Origin of the sequence: Bradyrhizobium sp. I71 (genome assembly GCF_022354745.1) — a bacterium.
Taxonomy (GTDB): domain Bacteria; phylum Pseudomonadota; class Alphaproteobacteria; order Rhizobiales; family Xanthobacteraceae; genus Bradyrhizobium; species Bradyrhizobium liaoningense.
Map to the genome: position 1 here is coordinate 5,941,016 of NZ_CP059398.1, position 24,135 is coordinate 5,965,150.

The 24,135-nt window shown below is 64.5% G+C and carries 19 protein-coding genes; 9 read left to right on the forward strand and 10 right to left on the reverse strand.

The features are described from left to right. Positions 1–23: 23 nt before the first annotated feature. Both FJV43_RS28495 and FJV43_RS28500 read right to left on the reverse strand, forming a co-directional pair. Complete coding sequence (locus FJV43_RS28495; RefSeq protein ID WP_239622328.1) at positions 24–857, reverse strand: hypothetical protein; 834 nt, start codon at positions 855–857, stop codon at positions 24–26. A 75-nt stretch (positions 858–932) separates the two neighbouring features. Continuing rightward, positions 933–1,430 (reverse strand): hypothetical protein, encoded by a 498-nt coding sequence (locus tag FJV43_RS28500; protein WP_239622329.1) that lies wholly within the window; start codon positions 1,428–1,430, stop codon positions 933–935. A 458-nt stretch (positions 1,431–1,888) separates the two neighbouring features. Here FJV43_RS28500 and FJV43_RS28505 point away from each other — a divergent pair, with 458 nt between their 5' ends. From FJV43_RS28505 to FJV43_RS28530, 6 genes are all read left to right on the forward strand, one after another. After that, entirely contained in the window at positions 1,889–2,122 is a 234-nt protein-coding gene (locus tag FJV43_RS28505) for a hypothetical protein (RefSeq protein ID WP_025035011.1), read from the forward strand. 192 nt (positions 2,123–2,314) lie between these two features. Further along, positions 2,315–3,199 (forward strand): squalene synthase HpnC, encoded by an 885-nt coding sequence (gene hpnC / locus FJV43_RS28510; RefSeq protein ID WP_239622330.1) that lies wholly within the window; start codon positions 2,315–2,317, stop codon positions 3,197–3,199. Further along, positions 3,189–4,028 carry a presqualene diphosphate synthase HpnD gene (gene hpnD / locus FJV43_RS28515; RefSeq protein WP_239622331.1) on the forward strand — a complete coding sequence of 280 codons (840 nt, stop codon included), beginning with the start codon at positions 3,189–3,191 and terminating at the stop codon, positions 4,026–4,028. The genes hpnC and hpnD overlap by 11 nt, the downstream gene beginning before the upstream one ends. Then, positions 4,028–5,296: a hydroxysqualene dehydroxylase HpnE gene (gene hpnE / locus FJV43_RS28520; protein WP_239622332.1), complete on the forward strand. Its 1,269-nt coding sequence runs from the start codon at positions 4,028–4,030 to the stop codon at positions 5,294–5,296. The genes hpnD and hpnE overlap by 1 nt, the downstream gene beginning before the upstream one ends. Before the next feature lie 52 nt (positions 5,297–5,348). Continuing rightward, entirely contained in the window at positions 5,349–7,301 is a 1,953-nt protein-coding gene (gene shc, locus FJV43_RS28525; RefSeq protein WP_239622333.1) for a squalene--hopene cyclase, read from the forward strand. After that, entirely contained in the window at positions 7,298–8,047 is a 750-nt protein-coding gene (locus FJV43_RS28530) for a phosphorylase (protein ID WP_239622334.1), read from the forward strand. The genes shc and FJV43_RS28530 overlap by 4 nt, the downstream gene beginning before the upstream one ends. A 117-nt stretch (positions 8,048–8,164) precedes the next feature. On the opposite strand, the gene hpnH is transcribed toward FJV43_RS28530, so the two are convergent. Together hpnH and ispH are read right to left on the reverse strand one after the other, a co-directional pair. Beyond that, entirely contained in the window at positions 8,165–9,325 is a 1,161-nt protein-coding gene (hpnH, locus tag FJV43_RS28535) for an adenosyl-hopene transferase HpnH (protein WP_239622335.1), read from the reverse strand. Between the two features lie 35 nt (positions 9,326–9,360). Further along, complete coding sequence (gene ispH, locus FJV43_RS28540; RefSeq protein ID WP_239622336.1) at positions 9,361–10,287, reverse strand: 4-hydroxy-3-methylbut-2-enyl diphosphate reductase; 927 nt, start codon at positions 10,285–10,287, stop codon at positions 9,361–9,363. A gap of 452 nt (positions 10,288–10,739) precedes the next feature. Here ispH and FJV43_RS28545 point away from each other — a divergent pair, with 452 nt between their 5' ends. Further along, positions 10,740–13,328, forward strand: a complete 2,589-nt coding sequence (locus tag FJV43_RS28545; protein ID WP_239622337.1) for an MMPL family transporter — start codon at positions 10,740–10,742, stop codon at positions 13,326–13,328. On the opposite strand, the gene FJV43_RS28550 is transcribed toward FJV43_RS28545, so the two are convergent. Then, complete coding sequence (locus FJV43_RS28550; protein WP_239622338.1) at positions 13,296–13,955, reverse strand: DUF2147 domain-containing protein; 660 nt, start codon at positions 13,953–13,955, stop codon at positions 13,296–13,298. The two genes, FJV43_RS28545 and FJV43_RS28550, sit on opposite strands and share 33 nt — an antisense overlap. A 142-nt stretch (positions 13,956–14,097) precedes the next feature. Between FJV43_RS28550 and hpnO the strand changes: the two genes are divergently transcribed. Continuing rightward, on the forward strand, positions 14,098–15,489 hold the full coding sequence (hpnO, locus tag FJV43_RS28555; protein ID WP_239622339.1) for an aminobacteriohopanetriol synthase HpnO: 1,392 nt from the start codon (positions 14,098–14,100) through the stop codon (positions 15,487–15,489). Between the two features lie 94 nt (positions 15,490–15,583). Here hpnO and FJV43_RS28560 read toward each other — a convergent pair whose 3' ends face one another. Beyond that, positions 15,584–16,465, reverse strand: coding sequence for an alpha/beta hydrolase (locus tag FJV43_RS28560; protein ID WP_239622340.1), 882 nt, complete (start codon positions 16,463–16,465; stop codon positions 15,584–15,586). Positions 16,466–16,489: 24 nt separating this feature from the next. Further along, positions 16,490–18,109: a GMC family oxidoreductase N-terminal domain-containing protein gene (locus FJV43_RS28565; RefSeq protein ID WP_239622341.1), complete on the reverse strand. Its 1,620-nt coding sequence runs from the start codon at positions 18,107–18,109 to the stop codon at positions 16,490–16,492. Positions 18,110–18,283: 174 nt separating this feature from the next. Between FJV43_RS28565 and FJV43_RS28570 the strand changes: the two genes are divergently transcribed. Then, positions 18,284–19,456, forward strand: coding sequence for a M20 aminoacylase family protein (locus tag FJV43_RS28570; protein ID WP_239622342.1), 1,173 nt, complete (start codon positions 18,284–18,286; stop codon positions 19,454–19,456). 228 nt (positions 19,457–19,684) lie between these two features. On the opposite strand, the gene FJV43_RS28575 is transcribed toward FJV43_RS28570, so the two are convergent. The 3 genes from FJV43_RS28575 to FJV43_RS28585 form a co-directional block, all read right to left on the reverse strand. Next, positions 19,685–21,313, reverse strand: a complete 1,629-nt coding sequence (locus FJV43_RS28575) for an inorganic phosphate transporter (protein ID WP_239622343.1) — start codon at positions 21,311–21,313, stop codon at positions 19,685–19,687. A 94-nt stretch (positions 21,314–21,407) separates the two neighbouring features. Then, positions 21,408–22,850, reverse strand: coding sequence for a UdgX family uracil-DNA binding protein (locus FJV43_RS28580; protein ID WP_239622344.1), 1,443 nt, complete (start codon positions 22,848–22,850; stop codon positions 21,408–21,410). Next, positions 22,850–24,085, reverse strand: a complete 1,236-nt coding sequence (locus tag FJV43_RS28585) for a putative DNA modification/repair radical SAM protein (RefSeq protein WP_239622345.1) — start codon at positions 24,083–24,085, stop codon at positions 22,850–22,852. The genes FJV43_RS28580 and FJV43_RS28585 overlap by 1 nt, the downstream gene beginning before the upstream one ends. Between the last annotated feature and the right edge of the window lie 50 nt (positions 24,086–24,135).

A 24,135-nucleotide genomic window follows, 5' to 3' on the forward strand; every position in this document is an offset into this window, starting at 1 on the left:
GGCGGCAAAAGGCGCCAGCGCTCTCAGGCCTCGATACGGACGATCCCGTACGGATTGAACTTGAAATCGTCCTCGGCGTAGTCCTGCTCGCGCGATAGCGTGAGCTTGCGGTCGCGCAGCGTCGCGTCGACGCCGCGCTCGGCCATGGCGTCGGCGAGCTCGTCCATCACTTTGACCGCGTCCCGATCGCTGCCGTGCGATGTCGCGACATAGACCTCCGGCAGGCCGACGAGGTGGTAGCCGACGGTCTCGTAATAGCGATCGCCGGCGAGCGGGCGCTTGGCGAAGGCGAGACGACACGCCTTCGTGACGGCGGGGGTCATCTTCAGGCCCTGGCTGGTCCTCGAGCCCTTGCGAGCTTGATCGGCGAGACTGCGCCAGCGCGCGACGCCATGGGCGACACCGGCGCTTTCACCTTTCGCCGCAATGGCGCCTGCCTCAAGCATCTCGTCCACGATCAGCAAGGCGGCGGCTGAATAGGCGGCCGACTTCTGCTGATCGATCGGCGGGCTCCGCACGTACAGCACCGCCTTGTGATTGGCTACGGCGGCTTCGTCGGACGCAGACCAGGCTTTCGGAAAGACGCGGTCCCAGCACACGCCGAACGACCGCTCCATATGCGGATCGGGCTTGGCCTGCGAATAGGTGCGGTCGATCTCGAAGTTGAGGTCGGCGATCGTCTTGGCCACCGCCTTCGGCGGATGCAGCAGGCTTTCGTCCTTGCCGAGGAAGCACAGCACGTGGCGTGGCTTCACGGACGAAGGCTGCATGCTCGCCTCCTGCTGGTCGCTGGCGAAGGCGCGACTGGCTACGAAGAGCCCTGCGGCCTTGAGCAGATGTCTGCGAGTTGGGTTCATGTCTGCAACGATGTCAGCAAAAAGCCCCCGGGTCGCGAGAGCCGGAGGCTGTATCCTTTCGCAGCGGGAAGGGCGTCAGCCCTTCGTCATCGTGATGTTGACGCCGCGGATCTCGCCCTTGGAGGAGATCTGCACGGTCTGCTTGGTGCCGTTGGTGCGCAGCGACAGGTTGGCGGCAAAGCCGTTGGCTTCGACGAACACGTCGATCTGGCCGCCGCCGGCGGTGCCCTGGAGATTGCCGAAGATGTTGCGGCTGGACTCGCTCCAATTGCCGGAGATGCGCTCGCCCTGGCTCGTCACGTCGCTGGTGAGGTCGAACTTGTAACTGTCGGAGGCGCAGTGCAGCGCCTGCTTCAGGTTGAGGCCGCTGCCGCCCACCTTGTAGTCCGCCTTGCAGCGAATGCGCTCGGTGGAGCCGTCGGACAACGACACCGTGCCGGTGCCGGTCCACGCGCCGTCGAAACCGGCAAACGGTCCGGACGACTGAGCAAGGCTCGCCGGAACCGAAAAGAGCAGCGCCGCCCCGATGCCGGCCGCCTTGATTGCCAATCCAGATCGCCTAAAGAATTTCATCGCAAATATCCCGTTTTGGAACGACGTTCGCTTACCCATTGAGAACGTCTCGCCACATCGAAAGTTTAGTGCTCCGAGCCAGTGTCAGGTTCAAAGCCTGGCCGCCCGGGATGGCGGGCCACGACGCCTCGCGCCAGGTTTGATCCCCCGATTTGCCACGTTTCGGCATGTTTCAGGCGGGAAAGGCAAGGCGGACAGATGCAGCGCTGCAACAGGTATGCAGTAAAACGCAGATCTTCTGAATTATGACGTAGTATCAACCTCTTACATCTGCGAATGAAGACGCGGGGAAGACCCGATTCGGCACATGCGGTGCCAATTTGGCCGCATTTGCCGGTGCTTGTGCCTTCTCTGGGCCGCCACTCCTGCGGCGACTTGCCATCAGAACAATCCGCCCCGGTAGTTCGCCCTGTGCAGCCGGGTCCGGTACGATTCTGCCGTCAGAATGAAGGAATACAATGCGTAATCTTCTCGTCGCTCTTACCCTGCTGTCGGCATCCCTTTCGACGGCGGCGTTCGCTCAGCAAGGGCGTGGCACCGACGCCGAGCAGAAGGCCTGCACACGCGATGTGCAGAAGTTCTGCCGTCCGGTCATCGATCAGGGCGATTTCACGATCCTTGCCTGTCTCAAGGAGAACCGGGCCAAGATCTCGCAGGCCTGCGACCAGGTGCTGAAGAACCACAACCAGTAAGCTTGGTCATTGGCTCCCAAAGGCGGATCCCGGAGCCGCCTTTTGGGGCCCGATCCGCAAAGGGCGGCCATCGACAGACAGGATTGGTTTTGCGGCCGTATTCCCCTATATGGGGGCCGCGGCGGCATCGCCGGCATGAGCCCGCGCGAGCGAAAAAGCCCTCCTGTCCAAACGATTGTAAATCAGCCCTCGATGACCTCTGCGAGCGAATTGCGATCCGGCAAGGGTGACCGCGACGAGAATTTTCCCGTCGCGTCCTGGATCATTCATCCGCGTCATCGCGCCCTGATCCTGGCCTATTACAATTTCGTCCGCACCGCCGACGACATCGCCGACCACGCGACCCTGCCGCCCGACCAGAAGCTCGCTTATCTCGACCTGCTCGAGGCGGAACTGCTCGGCAAGGGCGACACCCAGGCCGAAGCCGTCACGCTGCGCCGCGCGCTGGCCGAGCGCGGCATGGCCCCACGCCATGCGCTCGACGTGCTCATCGCCTTCCGCATGGACGTGACCAAGCTGCGCTATGAGAATTGGGACGAGGTCATCCACTATTGCCGTTACTCGGCGATGCCCGTCGGCCGCTTTATGCTCGACGTCCATGGCGAGAGCACCTCGACCTGGGCCGCGTCGGACGCGCTCTGCGCGGCGCTCCAGATCAACAATCACCTGCAGGATTGCGGCAAGGATTTTCGCGAGCTCAACCGCGTCTATCTGCCGCGCGATGCGCTGGCAGCACACGGCGCCTCCGTCGAGCAGCTCGGGCTTGCGCAGTCGCCGCCGGCGATGCTGGCCTGCCTTCACGCGCTTGCCGCACGCAATGAAGCGCTGCTCAACCAGAGCAAGTCGCTGAGCGCGGAGGTGAGGGATTTTCGCCTCGGCGTCGACATTTCAGTGATCGAGGCCTATGCCGACCGCATCGTGCGCCTCTTGAAGGTGCGCGATCCCCTGCGCGAGCGCGTACATCTGAACAAGTTCGAGCTGCTTGCCTTCAGCCTCGCCGGGATGATCGGCGAAGTCGGTCGCCGCGCGATCAGACGCAAGGCCATTTCCAGACCGGGGACTGCACATGACGCTTGAGGCGACCACGCCCGGCGCCAATTACGGCTCGACCGCATCCGGCAGCTCGTTCTATGCCGCGATGCGCATCCTGCCGCACGACCAGCGCGAAGCGATGTTCCAGATCTACAGCTTCTGTCGCCAGGTCGACGACATCGCCGATTCCGACGGCCCGCGGGAGGAGCGGCTCGCCGCACTCCAGCAATGGCGCGACGACATCGACGCGCTCTATCAGGGCCATCCGCCGCCGCGGCTGAAGGACTACGTCGCCTCGGTGAAGACCTTCGGGCTCAAGCGCGAGGATTTTCTCGCCATCGTCGATGGCATGGAAATGGATGTGCCGCAGGACATCCGCGCGCCCGACATGGCGACGCTGGATCTCTACTGCGACCGTGTCGCCAGCGCCGTGGGGCGGCTGTCGGTGCGGGTGTTCGGCATGCCCGAGGAAGACGGCATCCTGCTCGCGCACCATCTCGGTCGCGCGCTGCAGCTCACCAACATCCTGCGCGACATCGACGAGGATGCGGGCCTCGGCCGGCTCTATCTGCCGCGCGAGGCGCTGCTGCATGCCGGCATCACCTCCAATGATCCGGACCGCGTGATCGCCGAGCGCGCGCTCCCGAAGGTCTGCCTGCCGCTGGCGCAGCGCGCGAAGGTGCATTTCGAGAAGTCGGACGAGATCATGAACCGCAACAAGCGCCGCGCGGTGCGTGCGCCGCGGATCATGTCGAAATACTATCATTCCATCCTGGACCTGCTGATCGCGCGTGGCTTCACCGCGCCGCGCGAGCCGGTGCGTGTGTCGAAGATCACGCGCATCCTGATCCTGCTCCGTTACGCTTTGATCTGATGCAAAAGACAGCTCACATCATCGGTGCTGGGATTTCCGGCCTCTCCGCCGCTGTGCGGCTCGCCAATGCCGGCTTCAAGGTCGCCGTGCACGAGGCGACGCACCAGGCCGGCGGCCGCTGCCGTTCCTATTTCGACGGCGCCACCAATCTCACCATCGACAACGGCAATCATCTGCTGCTGTCGGGCAACAGCCATGCGCGCGCCTATGCGCGCGCGATCGGCACCGAGGCGGGTCTCGTCGGCCCCGAGAGCGCGCAGTTTCCGTTCGTCGACATCAGGACGGGACAGCGCTGGCAGATCGATCTCGGCGCTGGCCGGCTGCCGACCTGGGTGCTCGACGAGAGCCGCCGCGTTCCCGACACCGGCCTCACCGATTATCTGAAGCTGGCGCCGCTGATCTGGGCGTCGGAGGAGACGCTGGTCGGCAAGTCCATTCCTTGCGAAGGCATCCTCTACCAGCGTCTGGTGCAGCCGTTGCTGCTCGCGGCGCTCAACGTCGATCCGCCCGAGGGCTCGGCGGGGCTCGCGGGCGCGATCGTGCGCGAGACGCTGCTCGCGGGCGGGCAGGCCTGCCGTCCCTTGATCGCGCGCGACGGTCTCAGCGCGGTGCTGATCGAGCCTGCCGTGAAGTTCTTGCAGGAGCGCGGCCATTCGGTTCAGCTGGGCCATGAGCTGCGCTCGTTTGCGACCACCGACGGCAAGGTCGGCGCGCTGAATTTCGGCGGCGAGGATGTGATCCGGATCGGTGAGGGCGACGTCGTCGTGATGGCGGTGCCGCCGCGCGCCGCCGCGGGCCTGCTGCCGGGCCTGAAGACGCCGACCGAATTCCGCGCCATCGTGAACGCGCATTTCCGCATCACACCGCCGGCGGGCTCGGCACCGATCCTCGGCGTGATCGGCGGCGTGGTGGAATGGCTGTTCGCGTTCCCCAACCGGCTTTCCGTGACGATCAGCAATGGCGACCGTCTGGTCGACATGCCTCGCGAGGAACTCGCGCAGGCGATCTGGACCGACGTCTGCAAGGCCGCCGGCCTGTCCGGTGAGTTGCCGGCGCAATTGCCTCCCTGGCAGATCGTGCGCGAGCGCCGCGCCACCTTTGCCGCCACGCCGGCCCAGAATGCCCTGCGTCCAGGGCCGGTCACTGCGCTGAAAAACCTGTTCCTCGCCGGCGACTGGACTGCTACGGGATTGCCTGCAACCATCGAGGGATCGGTCCGGTCCGGCGATCGCGCTGCCGATCTGGTTCTGGCCGCACAGCGGCCCTGACGGGCAGATGTCCCGGTCAACTTTCAATCCACTATCGGAGCAATCGAGCGACATGGATTCCGTGAACGCGACCAGCCGCGAGACCCTGGAATCGAGCATTGCGTCGGCGAGGCAAGGCGTCCTCGGCTTCCAGCAGCCTGATGGCCATTGGGTGTTCGAGCTCGAGGCCGACTGCACGATTCCGGCCGAGTACGTCCTGCTGCGCCACTATCTCGCAGAGCCCGTTGACACGGTGCTCGAAGCCAAGATCGGCAATTACCTGCGTCGCGTGCAGGGAGCCCATGGCGGCTGGCCGCTGGTGCACGACGGCGAGTTCGACATGAGCGCCAGCGTGAAGGCTTACTTCGCGCTCAAGATGATCGGCGACTCCGTCGATGCGCCGCACATGGTGCGCGCGCGCGAGGCGATTCATGCCCGAGGCGGTGCGATCAACAGCAACGTCTTCACGCGCTTCCTGCTGGCGACGTTCGGCGTCGTGACCTGGCGCGCGGTGCCGGTGTTGCCGATCGAGATCGTGCTGCTGCCGTTCTGGTCGCCGTTCCACCTCAACAAGATTTCGTACTGGGCGCGCACCACCATGGTGCCGCTGATGGTGATCGCCGCGCTGAAGCCGCGCGCGAAGAATCCGAAGGGCGTCGGCATCGACGAGCTGTTCCTGCAGGATCCGCGCTCGATCGGCATGACCGCGAAGGCGCCGCACCAGAGCATGGCCTGGTTCCTGCTGTTCCGCTCGCTCGATGCGATCCTGCGCGTGATCGAGCCGCTGTTTCCGAAGAGCCTGCGCAAGCGCGCGATCGATGCCGCGCTCGCTTTCATCGAGGAGCGGCTCAACGGCGAGGACGGCATGGGCGCGATCTATCCGCCCATGGCCAACATCGTCATGATGTATGACGCGCTCGGCAAGGACGAGAACTTTCCGCCGCGCGCGATCACGCGGCGGGGCATCGACAAGCTGCTCGTGATCAACGACGACGAGGCCTATTGCCAGCCCTGCGTCTCGCCGGTGTGGGATACGACCCTGACCGCCCACGCGCTGCTGGAGGCGGGCGATGCGCAAGCCGTGCCGGCCGCCAAGCGTGGCCTCGACTGGCTGATTCCGAAGCAGGAGCTCGAGGTGAAGGGCGACTGGGCCGTGAAGCGGCCCGACGTGCGTCCGGGCGGCTGGGCCTTCCAGTACAACAACGCCCATTACCCCGACCTCGACGACACCGCGGTCGTGGTGATGTCGATGGACCGCATGCGCCGGGAGCACGGCGTCGCCGGCTATGACACTGCGATCGCCCGCGGCCGCGAGTGGATCGAGGGCATGCAGAGCGACGACGGCGGCTGGGCGGCCTTCGACGTCAACAATCTCGAATATTACCTGAACAACATCCCGTTCTCGGACCATGGCGCGCTGCTCGATCCGCCGACCGAGGACGTCACCGCGCGCTGCATCTCGATGCTGGCGCAGCTCGGCGAAACCGCGACAACCAGCAAGCATGTGGCCGCCGGCGTCGCTTACCTCAGGAAGACCCAGCACCCGGAAGGGTCCTGGTACGGCCGCTGGGGCATGAACTTCATCTACGGAACCTGGTCGGTTCTGTGCGCTCTCAACATGGCCGGCGTCGACCACAAGGATCCCATGATCCGCAAAGCCGTCGCCTGGCTGGCCTCGATCCAGAACGAGGACGGCGGCTGGGGCGAGGACGCCGTCAGCTACCGGCTGGACTACCGGGGATGGGAGACCGCCCCCTCCACCGCCTCGCAAACGGCATGGGCCTTGCTTGCCCTGATGGCGGCAGGCGAGGTTGATCACCCGGCCGTCGCCCGCGGGGTGGAGTACCTGATTGCAACACAAAACAAAAAAGGACTGTGGGACGAGCAGCGGTACACCGCCACGGGCTTTCCCCGTGTATTCTATCTACGTTATCATGGTTACCCAAAGTTCTTTCCGCTGTGGGCGTTGGCGCGGTATCGGAACTTGCGGAACACCAACAGCAGGGTGGTAGGGGTCGGAATGTGACTTTGGGGACGGGGGACTATTTCACCGCGGGGAATACCATCGACCCGCGGCCGATATTGATCGTGACCGGACTGGTTCAGGAGGCCCGCATTGCGGCCGGGCCCGGAATGGCGGTTATCTGTTCATCCAGCAGCCCGACCCAGTTGCGGGCCCTGCTGACGGTGGTGGATCCCGAGACGATTCGCGGCGTGATCTCCTTCGGCGTGGCCGGCGGGCTCGACCCGACGCTGCGGTCCGGCGACGTCGTGCTGGCGACCGAAGTGCTGTCCGGCGACACCCGCTGGGCCGCCGGGCTGTCGCTCGGCGACGACCTGATCGAGCGACTGACCTCGGGCCGGCGCCGTGTGGTGCGCGGCAGCCTCGCCGGCGCCGAGGAAGTGGTCACCGGGCGGTCCTGCAAGGCGGCGCTGCATTCGGAGACGGGGGCTTTCGCCGTCGACATGGAGAGCCACATCGCGGCCGCCTACGCCGCGGAAGCCGGTCTGCCCTTTGCCGCCGTCCGCGTCATCAGCGATCCCGCCCATCGCGCCCTGCCGGCGCTCGCGCGCGCCGCCATCAAGCCGAACGGCCAGATCGATCTCGCCGCCGTGCTGCGCGGCATCGTGCGCAACCCGACCACGCTGCATGCGCTGGTCTCGACCGGCATCGACTTCAACCGCGCCCTGCGAAGCCTGCGGGGCTGCCGCGACTATCTGATCGGGACGGAGTTCGCCGAGAGCGAGGCCCTGGTCTCCAAGGCGGCCTGAGCGGCTTTTCGAACCGACAAACGGAAAAGGCCCGGTCGCATTGGCGTCCGGGCCTTTTTTGCTGATGTTGCCACCCGGATTCGCTTCATGCCATCCGGGCGACAAGGTTCCTCGTGACTATGCCGCCGTCGAAGCCTTCTGCGCCGCCTTCGCCTGCGCGGCGGCGGCCTCGTCCTTCCGGATCTCCGACAGGCGCTTCTGCACTTCCGCCGAGAAGATGTACTGCGCCGGGCGCTGCTTGGAGAGGTCGATCTCGGGCGCCATCGGGCCGGTGGTCCTGATGCCGCGCAGCGCCACCCACATCGCCTTCAGCGGGTTGTTGAAGGCTGCGGTCGCCGCCGTCGGCTCATAGCCGCAATGGGCCATGCAGTCGGCGCACTTCTCGTAACGGCCGGTGCCGTAGGAATCCCAGTCGGTGGTCTCCATCAGCTCCTTGAAGGTTTTCGCGTAGCCTTCACCGAGCAGATAGCAGGGCTTCTGCCAGCCGAAGATGTTGCGCGCGGGCATGCCCCACGGCGTGCACTCGTATTCCTGGTTGCCGGCGAGGAAGTCCAGGAACAGGCCGGAATGCATGAAATTCCACTTCTTGCCCTTGCCCATGGCAAAGACGTCGCGGAACAGCTTCTTGGTCTTGGTGCGGTTGAGGAAGTGCTCCTGGTCCGGAGCGCGCTCATAGGCGTAGCCCGGCGACATCGAGACGCCGACACCGAGTTCGACGGTGAGGTCGAGGAATTTCGCGATCTCCTCGGCCGGATGGCCGTCGAAGATGGTGGCGTTGACGTTGACGGTGAAGCCGCGCGCCTTGGCCGCCTTGATCGCGGAGACCGCGCGGTCGAACACGCCCTTCTGCGACACCGCCTTGTCGTGGTGATCGCGCAGGCCGTCGAGATGCACGGAGAAGAACAGGTACGGCGAAGGCTCGAACAGATCGAGCTTCTTCTCGAGCAGCAGCGCGTTGGTGCAGAGCGAGACGAACTTCTTGCGCGCGACGAGGCCGCGGACGATCTCGCCGATCTCCTTGTGGATCAGCGGCTCGCCGCCGGGAATGGCGACCATCGGCGCGCCGCATTCGTCGGCGGCGTCCCAGCACTCCTGCGCCGTCATGCGGCGATTGAGGATCGCGTCGGGATAATCGATCTTGCCGCAGCCGACGCAGGCGAGGTTGCAGCGAAACAGCGGCTCCAGCATCAGCACGAGCGGATAGCGCTTGCGGCCAAGCAGTCTCTGCTTGAGCAAATAGCCGCCGATACGCATTTCCTTGAAGAAGGGGATAGCCATTACACGTTTCTTTCTGGGCTTGAAATTCGGGTGGGTCAGCTCGCAGCCAATTGGGCCGGAAGCCGAAATTCGATGTTCTCCTCGCGGCCCGGCAGCACCGAGACCTTGACCGGTCCGAGCCGCCGCATCGCTTCGATCACGTCATCCACGAGTACCTCAGGCGCCGAGGCGCCGGCCGTGATGCCGACGGTCCTGGCATTTTTCAGCCACTCCGGATTGAGCTCGCTGCCGTCGGCAATCAAATAACTCGCGACGCCGGCCTCGGTGCCGATTTCGCGAAGCCGGTTCGAGTTCGAGCTGTTGGCAGCGCCCACCACCAGGATCACGTCGACCAGCTTGCTCAAGTCCCTTACCGCAGATTGGCGGTTCTGTGTCGCATAGCAGATATCCCGGATATCCGGACCTTGAATGTCTGTAAAGCGGGCCTGCAGGGCCGCGATGATGTCCTTGGTGTCGTCGACCGACAGGGTGGTCTGGGTGATGTAGGCGACCGGTGTATCCGCCGGCAGCGTGAGCGCCTTAACCTCTTCAACACTCTGGACAAGCTGCACGGGCCCGGGGACCTGGCCCATCGTGCCCTCGACCTCGGGGTGGCCGGCATGGCCGATCAGGATCAGCGTGCGGCCCTTGCCGATGTAGCGCTTCCCCTGATTGTGAACCTTCGTGACCAGGGGGCAGGTCGCATTGAGCACCGGAAGATCGCGCGCGGCGGCCTCTTCCTCGACGCTGCGGGCGACACCGTGGGCGCTGAAGACCGTCACCGCTTTCGGTGGAACCTCGGAGAGTTCCTCGACGAAGATCGCGCCTTTGCTCTTCAGGCTCTCGACGACGTATTTGTTATGCACGATCTCATGGCGCACGTAGACCGGGGGGCCGTATTTCTCCAGCGCCCGTTCCACGATCTCGATCGCACGCACCACGCCCGCGCAGAAGCCGCGCGGTTGCGCCAGATACACTTCCATTGGACGCCCATTACGCAAGTTGCACCAATCCGATTTTGTAAGTCCCCACGGCACCCCGATACTGACCAATGAGTTGCAATATCCGCACCATTGGTTCGCGTACGCGGTAGCCGCCCACCCCCAGAGGGGCTCTGGCGCATGGAGGCGCAATACTTTGTGTCAAAAAATCGGCATTAAGGAAAGGTCGGACCGCTACGGGGCCATGTTAGAGGTATCATAGTAGGATATGCGATGGGTGCAAATGCGCGACATTCGTGCATCGTCCTTCGTCACTTTCCCGCCTCAACTCCCCGGCTATACCGGCCGCCCCGCATGATTTTGCCCGGGTCTCCCGCCGTTTACCTCGAACCTTCTAGCGGCGGGAACCACTCAAAACAGCAATAGGTTTCGCCCGGAAACTCCGATAAACAGCGGGCGTTTCTGGCAAGCTGTTAACCGCAGAAAGAAAAGAAGTGCTGCAAAGCGTAGTCGTTGCCATTGTCAGGGCCTGCACCCGGTTTGCCTCCCTCGTCGTCCTTCTCGGGCTCCTGCTGTCGGTGGGAGCGGGCTATTACGCCGCGCGCCACTTCGCCATCAACACCGACATCAATTCGCTGATTTCCCAGAATCTCGACTGGCGCAAGCGCGACCAGCAATTCGACCAGGCGTTCGATCAGAACGAAACGATCCTCGCCGTGATCGAGGCCCGGACGCCGGAGATGGCGAGCGCCGCGGCAGAGGCGCTCTATGCAAAGCTGAAGGACGACAAGACCAACTTCCACTCGATGCAGCAACTCGGTAGCGGCGAGTTCTTCGAGAGGAATGGACTGTTGTTCCTGCCGACGGAGGAAGTCGCCAAGACGACCGGCCAGCTCGAATCCGCCGCGCCCCTGATCGAGATCATGGCCGGCGATCCCTCGATCCGCGGCCTGACCGGCGCGCTGGAAACCGGCCTTGCCGGCGTCAAGCGAGGCCAGGTCAAGCTCGACAACACCGAGCGGCCCTTCAACCTGATCGCGCAGACCGTCGAGACCGTGCTCAACAAGGGCAAGCCCAGCTTCTCCTGGCGCGAGCTCGTCAGCGACGAGCCGTTGAAGGATTCGGACAAGCGCGCCTTCATCGAGTTCAAGCCCATCCTCGATTACAACGCGCTGGAGCCGGGCAAGGACGCGACCGACGCGATCCGGAAAGCGGCGGCCGATCTGGACTTCCCCAACAAATACCAGGCGCGGGTGCGCCTGACCGGCCCGGTCCCGATCGCCAACGAGGAATACGCGACCGTCCAGGAGGGAGCCGTCGTCAACGGCATCGGCACCGTTCTCGTCGTGCTGCTCATCCTGTGGCTGGCGCTGCATTCGGCGAAGATCATCTTTGCGGTGTTCGTCAATCTCTTCGTGGGCCTTGCGATCACGACCGCGGCCGGCCTGATGATGGTGGGCTCGCTCAATCTGCTGTCGATCGCGTTCGCGGTGCTGTTCGTCGGCCTCGGCGTCGATTTCGGTATCCAGTACAGCGTCCGTTACCGCTCCGAGCGCTACAAGCACGATGACCTCTCGGGCGCGCTGGTGCTGGCGGCCAAGCGCTCGGCGGTGCCGCTGTCGCTGGCTGCAATGGCCACCGCGGCGGGCTTCCTCTGCTTCATGCCGACCGACTACAAGGGCATCTCGGAACTCGGGCAGATCGCCGGCGTCGGCATGCTGGTGGCGTTCGTGTCCAGCATCACCGTGCTGCCGGCGCTGCTCAAGCTTCTGAACCCGCCCGGCGAGCCGGAGCCCGTCGGCTATGCCTTCCTGGCCCCGCTCGATCACTTCCTGGAGAAGCATCGCGTGCTGATCGTCGGCGGCACGCTGCTGCTCGCGCTTGGCGGCCTGCCGCTGCTCTACTTCATGAAGTTCGACTTCAACCCGATGAACCTGCGCAATCCGAAGGCCGAATCGATCGCCACCTTCCTCGATTTGCGCAAGGACCCCAATACCGGTGCCAATGCCATCAACGTGATGACGACGTCGGAAGAGCAGGCGAGGCAGGTTGAGGCGAGGCTCGAGAAAGTGCCCGAGGTGCTCAGGGTGATGTCTCTCGACAGCTTCGTGCCGCAGGACCAGCCGCCGAAGCTGAAGCTGATTGCGCAGGCGGCCAAGGTGCTGAACCCCGCGTTGAACCCCGATCAGATCGATGCGGCCCCATCGGATCAGGAAAATGTCGAGTCGCTGAAATCCTCGGTCGACAATCTGCGCCGGACCGCGGGCGACGCGAAGGGGCCGGGTGCGGTCGCCTCGCGCCGTCTTGCAGACGCGCTCGAAAAGCTCGCCGACAGCGACGAGGCCGCGCGCAACAAGGCGCAGGACGTGTTCGTCACGCCGATGAAGATCGTGTTCGACCAGCTCAGGAACGCCATGCAGGCCGAGCCGGTCACCCTGAAGTCACTGCCGCCCGAGCTCGTCAGCGCCTGGAAGAGCAAGGACGGCATCATCCGCGTCGAGGCGCTGCCCAAGGGCGATCCCAACGACAACGACACGCTGCGCAAATTCGCGGCGGCGGTGCTCGCGGCCGAGCCGACCGCGATCGGCGGACCGGTCTCGATCCTGAAATCCGGCGACACCGTGGTGAAGGCGTTCATCCACGCCGGCATCTACGCGCTGGTCGTGATCGGGCTCTTGCTGTGGATCACGCTGCGCCGGTTCGTCGACGTGCTGATGACGCTGGTGCCGCTTCTGGTTGCCGGCGCCGTGACGCTCGAGATCTGCGTGCTGATCGGGCTGCCGCTGAACTTCGCCAATATCGTTGCGTTCCCGTTGCTGCTCGGCGTCGGTGTCGCCTTCAAGATCTATTATGTTGTGGCGTGGCGCTCGGGCAGAACAAACCTGCTCCAGACCAGCCTCACGCGTGCGATCTTTTTCAGCGCGCTGACGACGGCAACCGCGTTCGGCAGCCTGTGGCTGTCGAGCCATCCCGGCACGTCCAGCATGGGCAAGCTGCTGGCACTCTCGCTGGTGACGACGCTTGCCGCCGTGCTGCTGTTTCAGCCGGCCCTAATGGGCAAACCCCGCAATCTCAGGGAGTAGGCAGATGTCGCCGACGGGGTCGGCGGCGCCCTTCTGAGCGGGCTTGGCGGCGCCGGCGGCCTTTGGAGCTGCAGGCGCGGGCGCCTGCGCAGGTGCCGTGGCGCCTGTCGTGGCTTGAGCTGCCTGCGCACCTTGAGCCTTCGGCGGCGTGGCGCCGCCGGATTTCGGCGCGCCCTTGGCCATGGCGTTGACGGGGCTCGAGGGGATTGGCGGGCCGACCCGGGTCCAGGTCTCGCCGCCGCAGAGGAAGCCCATCACGCAGCCCTTGATTTCGAGCTGATCGGCACCAGCCGGCGTGATGGTCGCGCTGTAGAGCTGTCCATCCTTGGCGTTGTAAACCTGTCCTTCCCACTGATCGATGCCGGGCTTCTTCTTCATGTCGATCAGGGTCGCCATGCCCAGCGTCGGCCTGTTCTTTTTCGAGACATCCGGATTGTTCTCGTCGCGCCCCCCGGGCTGCTTTTCCCAGGAGACCGCGCCCCACATGCTGCCATAGCATTGGGCGACACGAATGTTGGCGACGCCGTCGGCGACCCGCCAGTCGCCGGTCGGGTCTGCAGCGAGCGCGGGTGTCAGGCAGGTGTAACCGCCAGCCAGTATTAGTCCGGTGTAAAGGGCTAAACGCATGATGGTTCCTTGGCAGTGCAACATGATCTAAAAGCTGTGCTTGCGAAGATGGTCCGAAAAAGGGCAAAAGGCCGCACAGACCGTTTTCAGCAGCGGTCCGTTTTCAGTTGACGAGACGGCCTCCAATCGAAGTATGTAGCGGATGCACAGCCCAAATCCAGACATGTCTCAGCTATTCGCGGACCGTCAGGCCCAGCGCAGCACCCTGCATAACCGGTATCTGAACGAGCAGTTCGTTCGGGTTCTCAAGACCATCGGCTACGATGTCGGCTTCCAGAAGGGGCAGGGGCAGTACCTTTACGATCGCGAGGGCGCTCGCTATCTCGACCTGTTGTCCGGCTTTGGCGTGTTCGCGATCGGGCGCAATCATCCCGTCATGCGCGATGCGCTCAAGAGCGTGCTCGATGCCGACCTGCCCAACCTCGTCCAGTTCGACGTCTCGACGCTCGCCGGCGTGCTGGCCGAACGGCTGCTGAAATATGTCCCCTATCTCGACAAGGCGTTCTTCGCCAATTCCGGCGCGGAATGCGTCGAAGCCGCGATCAAATTTGCGCGTGGCGCGACCGGCCGCCCCGGCATCGTCTATTGCGCCCACGGCTACCACGGCCTGACCTATGGCGCGCTGTCGCTGACGGGCGATTCGAACTTCCGCACCGGATTCGAGCCGCTGCTGCCGGGCTGCACGCCGGTCCCGTTCAACGATCTGGCTGCGCTGGAAAAGGCCCTGGCCTCGCGCGAGGTTGCGGCCTTCGTCGTCGAGCCGATCCAGGGCAAGGGCGTCAACATGCCCACCGACGAGTTCCTGCCCGGCGCGGCTGCGCTCTGCAAGAAATACGGCACGCTGTTCGTCGCCGACGAGATCCAGACCGGCATGGGCCGCACCGGCCGCTTTCTCGCGGTCGAGCACTGGAACGTCGAGCCCGACATGGTGCTGCTGTCGAAGTCGCTGTCGGGCGGCCACGTGCCGGTCGGCGCGGTGCTGACGCGCAAGAGCATCTTCGACAAGATCTTCAACCAGATGGACCGTGCGGTGGTGCACGGCTCCACCTTCTCCAAGAACGACCTCGCCATGGCCGCGGGCATCGCCACGCTCGACGTCATGGAGTCCGAGAAGCTGATCGAGTCCGCCGCCAAGCGCGGCGCCGAGCTGCGCCTCGCATTGACGCGCATGGTGCCCGGCTACGAGCTGATGAAGGAAGTGCGCGGCAAGGGACTGATGATCGGCGTCGAGTTCGGCCCGCCGAAGTCGCTGCGCCTGCGCGCCTCCTGGAACGTGTTGGAGGCCGCCAACAAGGGCCTGTTCTGCCAGCTCATTACCGTGCCGCTGTTCAAGGATCACAAAATTCTGACCCAGGTCGCCGGTCACGGCAGCCACACCATCAAGCTGTTGCCGCCGCTCACGATCACCGAGGAAGATTGCAGCTGGATCGAGCGCGCCTTCGACGACGTCATCGCCGGCAGCCACAAGGTCCCCGGTGCGATCTGGTCGCTCGGCAAGACGCTGGTGGACAACGCGGTGCGACGGTCGGCCTGATTTCTTGTCGGGCCGCCACGTTCGCCTTCATCGCCGCCTCGAACTTCTCGCGTGAACGCGCTTATGGTGTTGCGCCGCGTCCGCGATACGCGAGCTATTTCGCAAACTCCCGCACGGCCTCGACCACGCGCCCTGGCACTTCCTGAGCCACGCAATGGCCGGCGCCTTCGAAGACCTGCGTGCTGACGCGCGGGATCAGCGACACGGCGCGTCGCGCCATCTCCTTGTAGATCGGCCCCGAATTTGCGGCGGTCGTGACGCGCACCGGGCAGTCGATCTCGGTCAGCCAGGAAAACGGATTGCCGCGGGCGTCGCCAGCGTACACCTGCTCCATGGCCTCGTAGATCGGACGCAGGATCGCGGACTCGATCTCGGGTGTGCAGCAGAGTCGGACGCGGCCATCGTCGAGCGGCACGAAGCCGTGGCGCACATAGGCGCGCAGCGAGGTCTCGGTCCAATCCGCGAAGGCCGGAGCGGCGCGATAGCGCTCGAACACGGCGTCGGCACTGTCGAACTCAGCGCGCCGGCGCAGCGTGCTCTCGACGCGGGACAAGGATTCCTCGCTCAGTCCGCCGGAGCGCGTGCTGCGCGGGTCCATCACGGTCGGCTCCATCACGAACAGGCGCGTGAAGCGGCCGGGCAAGAGTTTCGCCGCGAGGAGGAGATCGGTCGCCCCCGCGCTGTGGCCAATGCCGTAGATGTCGCGGAGATCGAGCGCATCGATCACGTGGCAGACATCCTGCGCATAGTCCAGGAAATGATAGGCACCGGGCTTGTGGCTCGCACCGTGGCCGCGACGGTCGAGTGCATAGACGGTGTAGGTCGATGCAAGCTCGCGCGCGACCTCATCCCAGACATCGGCGACGAAGCCGGTGCCATGCAGGAGCAGCGCGGGCGGCCTGCCGCTCTCGCCCCATTGCAACATGGCGATCTGCGCGTCGGCCGGGCCGATGGAAAAACGGTGCGGATTGATCATGGCAGTGATGCGCTACGGGTTCGTTTACTTCGCGTCCTCCAGGATCATCGTGGCTCCTTTCTCCGCAATCATCGCCGTCGGCGTGTTGGTGTTGCCCGAGGTGATGGTCGGCATGATCGAGGCATCGACGATGCGCAAGCTCCCGAGGCCGTAGAAGCGCAGGCGCTCGTCGACCACCGCCATGGGATCGTTCGCCGCGCCCATCTTCGCGGTGCCGACGGGGTGGAAAATGGTGGTGCCGATATCGCCGGCGGCCTTGGCCAGCGAGGCGTCGTCGTCGCCGACGGAGGGGCCGGGCAAATATTCGCTGGGCCGGTACTTTGCGAGCGCCTTCTGCTGCATCAGGCGCCGCGTGGTGCGAATGGCGTCGGCGGCGACCTGGCGGTCGTCGTCGGTCGACAGGTAGTTCGGCGCGATGACCGGCTTCTCATCAGGTGTCGCCGCGCGCAAGCGAACGGTGCCGCGCGAGGTAGGCTGCAGATTGCAGGCGCTCACGGTGATGGCAGGAAAGCGGTGCAGGGGATCGCCGAACTTGTCGAGCGACAGCGGCTGCACGTGAAACTGGATGTTGGCGCGCGCGCGCGTCGCGTCCGAGCGCGTGAAGATGCCGAGCTGCGACGGCGCCATGGTCAGAGGACCGCGGCGGCGGAAGGCGTAGTCGAGTCCCATCAGGACGCGGCGGAAGAGGTTGTAATAGGTCTCGTTCAGGGTGCGGACGCCCTCGACCCTGTAGATCGCGCGCTGCTGGAGGTGGTCCTGGAGATTGCGTCCCACACCGGGCTTGTCCATGACGATGTCGACGCCGAGCGGTGACAGCCAGTCGGCCGGTCCGATGCCGGAGCGATGCAGGACCTGCACCGAGCCGATCGAGCCTGCCGAGAGGATGACCTCGCGTTTCGCACGCGCCTCGACGATCTCGTCGTTCTGGATGAAGCGGACGCCGACGGCGCGGCCTTGCTCGATGATGAGGCGGTCGACCAGCACATGCTTCTCGAGCCGCAGATTGGGGCGGTTCAGTGCGGGCTTGAGGAAGCCGCGCGCCGATGACCAGCGCCGGCCGCGCTTCTGGTTGACGTGGAAATAGCTCGTGCCTTCGTTGTCGCCGGTGTTGAAATCCGGAATGCGCTTGATGCCCATCTCCTCGGCGGCGTCACCGACGGCGTCGAGAACGGCCCATGACAGCCGCGGTGCCTCGATGCGCCAGCCGCCGCCGGCACCGTGATGCTCGCTGGCGCCGAGGAAGTGGTCTTCCAGCCGCTTGAACAGCGGCAGCACGTCATCATAGCCCCAGCCGGTCAGCCCAAGCTGGCGCCAATGATCGTAATCGGCGGCCTGTCCGCGCATCGAGATCATGGCGTTGATCGCCGAGCAGCCGCCGATCACCTTGCCGCGGGGATAGGCGAGCGAACGGCCGTTCAGGCCGGGCTCCGCCTCGGTCTTGAACATCCAGTCCGAGCGGGGATTGCCGATCGCGAAGAGATAGCCGACCGGGATGTGGAACCAGATCCAATTGTCGTCGCCGCCAGCTTCGAGAATGAGGACGCGGTTGTTCGGATCGGCCGAGAGCCGGTTGGCGACGATGCAGCCGGCCGTGCCGGCGCCGACGACAATGTAGTCAAATTCACCTTCGAGCCGCCTTGGCATTCTGCTTCCATCCGGATGGTCACTTTGCGTTCCGTCTAATAGGCAGACGCAGCGGATCGGGACAAGCCCGGCCATGACGAGAGAACAGAGCTACCCTGGACCCTCCGCCGGTTGGGTGGACCGGCGCTTGCATGGTAGACAGTCCTGCATTGCCAACAAAGCTTGGGACCTTCCATGCCTATCGTGAACCGCGTCGCCGACCTTCAGCCCGACATCCAGGCCTGGCGACGGGACATCCACGAGCACCCCGAGCTGCTGTACGACGTCCACCGCACCGCAGCATTCGTCGCGGACCGGCTGCGGGAGTTCGGCTGCGATGAGGTCGTGACCGGTCTCGGCCAGACCGGCGTGGTCGGAGTGATCAAGGGCAACAAGCCGGCCGGCGAGGGGCTCAAGGTGATCGGCATGCGTGCCGACATGGACGCGCTGCCGGTCGAGGAGCAGACCAATCTGCCTTACGCCTCCAAGATCCCCGGCAAGATGCACGCCTGCGGCCATGACGGCCATACTGCGATGCTGCTGGGGGCCGCCCGCTATCTCGCCGAGACCCGCAATTTTGCCGGCGATGCCGTGGTGATCTTCCAGCCGGCCGAGGAGGGCGGTGCCGGCGGCGCGGCCATGGTCAAGGACGGCCTGATGGAGCGCTTCGGCATCGACCAGGTCTACGGCATGCACAATGGGCCGGGCATCCCGATCGGCTCGTTCGCGATCCGGCCGGGTCCGATCATGGCGGCGACGGACGAGGTCGATATCATGATCGAGGGCGTCGGCGGCCACGCCGCGCGCCCGCACAGATGCGTCGATTCCGTGCTGGTCGGTGCGCAGGTGATCACGGCACTGCAGTCGATCGTCGCGCGCAGCGTCGATCCGCTTGAATCGGCCGTGATCTCGATCTGCGAATTCCACGCCGGCAACGCCCGCAACGTCATTCCGCAGACAGCGATGCTGAGAGGCACCATCCGTACCCTGTCGCCGGAGGTGCGCAAGCTGGTCGAGAAGCGCGTGCGTGAAGTTGTGGCAGGCGTGGCGCAGATCACCGGCGCCAAGATCGACCTGCGCTACAAGCGCAATTATCCCGTCGTGAACAATCATGCGGCGGAGACCGAAGTGGCGCGGCGAATCGCCGAGCAGGTCGCGGGCGAAGCCAATGTGCACGACATGGCGCCGCTGATGGGCGGCGAGGATTTCGCCTACATGCTGGAAGCGCGGCCCGGCGCCTTCATCTTCTGCGGCAACGGCGACAGCGCCGGCTTGCATCACCCCGCCTATAATTTCAACGACGAGGCGATCGTCTACGGCACGTCCTACTGGGTCAAGCTGGTCGAGGAACAGCTGGCGGCGTCGTAAGGCTTTTTCTTCACCTAGCCCCGCTTGCGGCAGGGCAATCCCGTATGAGGCTTGGGTTGGCACCGACAGTAACCACAGCGTCATGGCCGGGCCTGTCCCGGCCATCCACGCCTTTCCACGCAGCACTGAGAACGTGGATGCCCGGGACAAGCCCGGGCATGACGACGTCTGCTGAAGGTTCAAAAGCAATTGCCCTCTCCCCGTAAGAACGGGGCGAGGGAGAAGTCTTCAGAACATCCGCGAGAAGATCACGTAGAGAGTGGCCGACAGCATGATCGCACAGGGCAGCGTCAGCACCCAGGCCATCAGCAGGTTGCGGATCGTCGACCATTGCAGGCCCGAACCGTTCGCTGCCATGGTGCCGGCGACGCCCGACGACAGCACGTGCGTAGTCGAGACCGGCAGGCCGAACACGTCGGCCGCGCCGATCGTGGCGGCGGCCACGAGTTCGGCCGAGGCGCCTTGCGCGTAGGTGAGATGGGATTTTCCAATCTTCTCACCGACCGTGATCACGATGCGCTTCCAGCCGATCATGGTGCCGAGGCCGAGTGCGATGGCGACCGCGATCTTCACCCAGTTCGGGATGAACTTCGTGGCGGCGTCGAGCGAGCCCTTGTAGGCATTCAAGGTCGCGATCTCCTCCTTGTTGAGATCGTTTTCCTTGTCCTTCATCAGGAAGCGGATCGCTTCCGAGATCATGTACATGTCGTTGCGGGTGTTGCCGACGGCTTCCGCCGGCACCTTGTTCAGCGTGCCGTATTTGGCGACCTGGTCTCCGACATCCTTCACCAGTATGGCGAGCGAGGGATAGGTGCCCTCGTTGATGTGACGCAACGTGATGTACTGCGTCACGGCCGGACGGGGATCGCCGATGATGCTGTGGCCGGCGCCCTTCGCGGAGATCACCTTCGCGGCGGCATCCGAGGTCTTCTGGAACTGGACGACCTGGGATTCCGGCAATGCGCGGTTGAGCGCGTAGGCCGTCGGCACGGTGCCGATCAGGATCAGCATGATCAGGCCCATGCCCTTCTGGCCGTCGTTCGAGCCGTGAGCGAAGCTGACGCCGGTGCAGGTTGCGATCAGCAGGCCGCGAATCCAGAGCGGCGGCGGCTTGTTGCCTTCGGGGGCGGCATAGAGGGCCGGGTTGCGCACGATGAACTTGAGCAGCAGCAACAGCACGGCGGCGCAGATGAAACCGAACAGCGGCGACAGCAGCAGCGCATAGCCGATCTCGGTCGCCTTGCTCCAGTCCACGCCCGAGGTGCCGTCGCGGCCGCGCATCACGGCATTGGCGACGCCGACGCCGATGATCGAGCCGATCAGGGTGTGCGAGGAGGAGGCGGGCAGGCCGAAGAACCAGGTGCCGAGATTCCACAGGATCGCGGCGATCAGCAGTGCGAACACCATGGCGAAGCCGGCGCTGGAGCCGACCTGGAGGATCAACTCGACCGGCAGCAGCGAGACGATGCCGAAAGCGACCGCGCCGGAGGACAGGAGCACGCCGAGGAAGTTGAAGAAGCCAGACCACATCACCGCCACCTCCGCCGGCAGCGAATGGGTGTAGATGACCGTGGCCACCGCATTGGCGGTGTCGTGGAAGCCGTTGACGAATTCGAAGCCGAGCGCGATCAGGAGCGCAACGAACAGGAGGATGTAGGGCAGGTAGGTCGTCACCCGCACGCCCGTCGCGTTGACGTCGACATAGATGCTGTAGGCGACGAACAGCAGGCCGGCGGCGAGGATGCCGAAGAACAGGATCATCGTCAGCGGATTGAAGCCCTTGTCGAGATTTGGTCGCGAGGCTGGCTGGATCGGTGCGGAATCGGCTATTGCTCGGTCGAATGCAACATCGCTCATGTCTGGACGCCCCTTAACTTTCAGGTAAGGGTATTGTCCGCGATGGATTTGAAGGCCGGATGACACCTCAGGCGTGAAGGTCGACTTCCGGTGTTCAGGCAGCCCGGGCGGCCTTCTTCTGCAAGGCAGCGGCGATCTTCAAATCCTCGACAAAGCGCCGATACTCCAGCACCTTGGCTTCCGGATCCGGCAGCCGCAGCAGATAGGACGGATGCACCGTCACGAGTGCTTTGCGTCCGTCGGGAAGGTCCATGAGCCGACCGCGGTTCTTGCCGATTGGGGTGATCTTGCCGAACACGCTTTGCGCGGCGGTCGCGCCCATCGCCACGATGAGATCGGGCTGGATTGCCGCAACTTCCCGCTCGTACCATTGCCGGCAGGCTCGGATCTCAGGTGTGTTCGGCTTCTGGTGCAGGCGGATTTTTCCGCGCGGCACGAATTTGAAGTGCTTGACCGCGTTGGTGACATAGACCTTCTTGCGGTCGACGCCGGCTTCCTCCAGCGCACGGTCCAGCATCTGGCCGGCCGGGCCGACGAAGGGATGGCCGGTGAGGTCTTCCTTGTCGCCGGGCTGCTCGCCGACCAGCATGATGTTGGCGGACTTCGGGCCTTCGCCGAACACGGTCTGGGTCGCGTCCTTGTAGAGATGGCAGGCGCGGCAATGCGCGGCCTCTTCGCGGAGCGCTTCGAGATCGTCGGCAGCAAGCTTGCGTTCCATCGGGGCCTCCGGCCGCTTCTGAGGCTTGTGCGGATCGGTTGCGGCATTGGCGATCATGGCACCGGTCATGCGCTCTGCGTCCTCGATCAGAGGCTTAATGATCGAGGCCTCGGGCAGGTTCCTCCAATATTTCTTCGGCATTTCGGCCTGCATCGCCTTCACCTTGAGCCGTGCCGGATTGAAGATGCTGGCGTAGTAGCGCCGCCAGGTTTCTTCCAGCCGGTCTTCGCTCGGTGCTTCGCTCCTGCTGACGCCGGATGTGAACGACAGTGCGTGGCCATCCCAATGCGCGCAGAGGTCCGGTGTCAGGATCGACCAGGGCATGTCGGCAAATCGCTTGGCGAAGAACGGCGCAGCGAGCTCGACGATATGATGCTCAGGCTCGAACCAGGCGACGTAATGCGCCTGGCGTTCCCGGCCGATCTCGCGGAAGCGGACGAAGGCATGCATCTTGTGCTCGTCGCGGTAAACCGCTTTTGCCATGGCCGTGACCTGTGCGACGTCAGGATCGGTCGCGACCTCGATGAGGTCGTGATTGTCCCTCAATCGCCAGAGCAGGCGATAGAGGATCGCAAAACGCTCGACATCGCGGTGCAGGATTGCGGCCTTGGCCAGCTCGACGAATTTTGCTGATACGTTGAAGGTGCCGTCGTTCACCTCCAGGATCGGAGACGGCGCGGGCGGTGCGAACAACTCCGCTTCGCCGCCTCGCACGGTCCAGGTGATATCACGCGGCTCCACATGATGTAGAACGAGCGTACGGGCGGCTTTGCGCCAGCCGTCGAAATCGGTTTCGGTATCGAGGGTGATGTACTGCATCAGAAGCCAAACCCCAGTTGCGTTGCCTTCGGCTTGAACCGTTCGATCAGCCCGGCAGCGTCGAGCCGATGGAGCGAGGGGCGGTGATCGCTGAGGACGATGAACGGCAGCGCCTTGTTCCGGGGCACGTGCAGCCGCGCGAGATCGGCAAGACGGATCGTGGTGGTGCGCCGCGTCGCGATGATGCGTTCGACCGCCTTGGTGCCGAAGCCCGGCACGCGCAGCAATTCCTCGCGGCTGGCGCGGTTGACGTCGAGCGGGAAGCGGTCGCGATGGCGGAGCGCCCAGGCCAGCTTGGGATCGATGTCGAGCGGCAGCATCGCGCTGCCGTCGACGATCTCGCCGACGTCGAAGCCGTAGAACCGCATCAGCCAGTCGGCCTGGTAGAGCCGGTGCTCGCGCAGCAAGGGCGGCGCCCGCAGGGGCAAGGCACGGCTGGCGTCGGGGATCGGGCTGAACGCGGAATAGTAGACGCGCCGCAGCCGGTAGGCGCCGTAGAGATTGGCGCTGGTGTGGAGAATGGTGTGATCGGAGGCGCTGTCGGCGCCGATGATCATCTGCGTGCTCTGGCCCGCCGGCGCGAAGCGCTGCGGCTTGACCTTGCTCTTTGCGCTGCGGCTGTCCTCGGCCTCGTCCAGCTTCAGCCGCAGCCGGCCCATGGTGCGGCGGATCGCGCGCACGTCCTTCTCGGGTGCGAATTGCTGCAGGCTGGTCTCCTGCGGCATCTCGATATTGATGGAGAGGCGGTCGGCATATTTGCCAGCTTCCGCGATCAGCGCGTCGTCGGCTTCGGGAATGGTCTTCAGGTGAATGTAGCCGCGGAAGTGATGCTCCTCGCGCAGTTTTCGCGCGACACTCACCACCTGCTCCATGGTGTAGTCGGGGCTGCGGATGATGCCGGAGGAGAGAAACAGGCCCTCGATGTAATTGCGCCGGTAGAAGTCGAGCGTCAGCTTGACCACCTCCTCGATGGTGAAGCGGGCGCGCGGCACGTTGGAGGAGGCGCGGTTGACGCAATAAAGACAGTCGTAATTGCAGGCGTTGGTCAGCAGCACCTTGAGCAGCGAGATGCAGCGTCCGTCCGGCGCATAGGAATGGCAGATGCCCATGCCGGGCGCGGTCGAGCCCATGCCCTTGCCGTCGCTGGAATCCCGCTTTTCGGTGCCGCTGGAGGCGCAGGACGCGTCGTACTTGGCGGCATCGGCCAGGATCTCTAGCTTGCGTTGCACGTCCATGTTTGAATCCCGTTGATTCCACTCATGAATCCGAAAGCGCGCCAATTCGA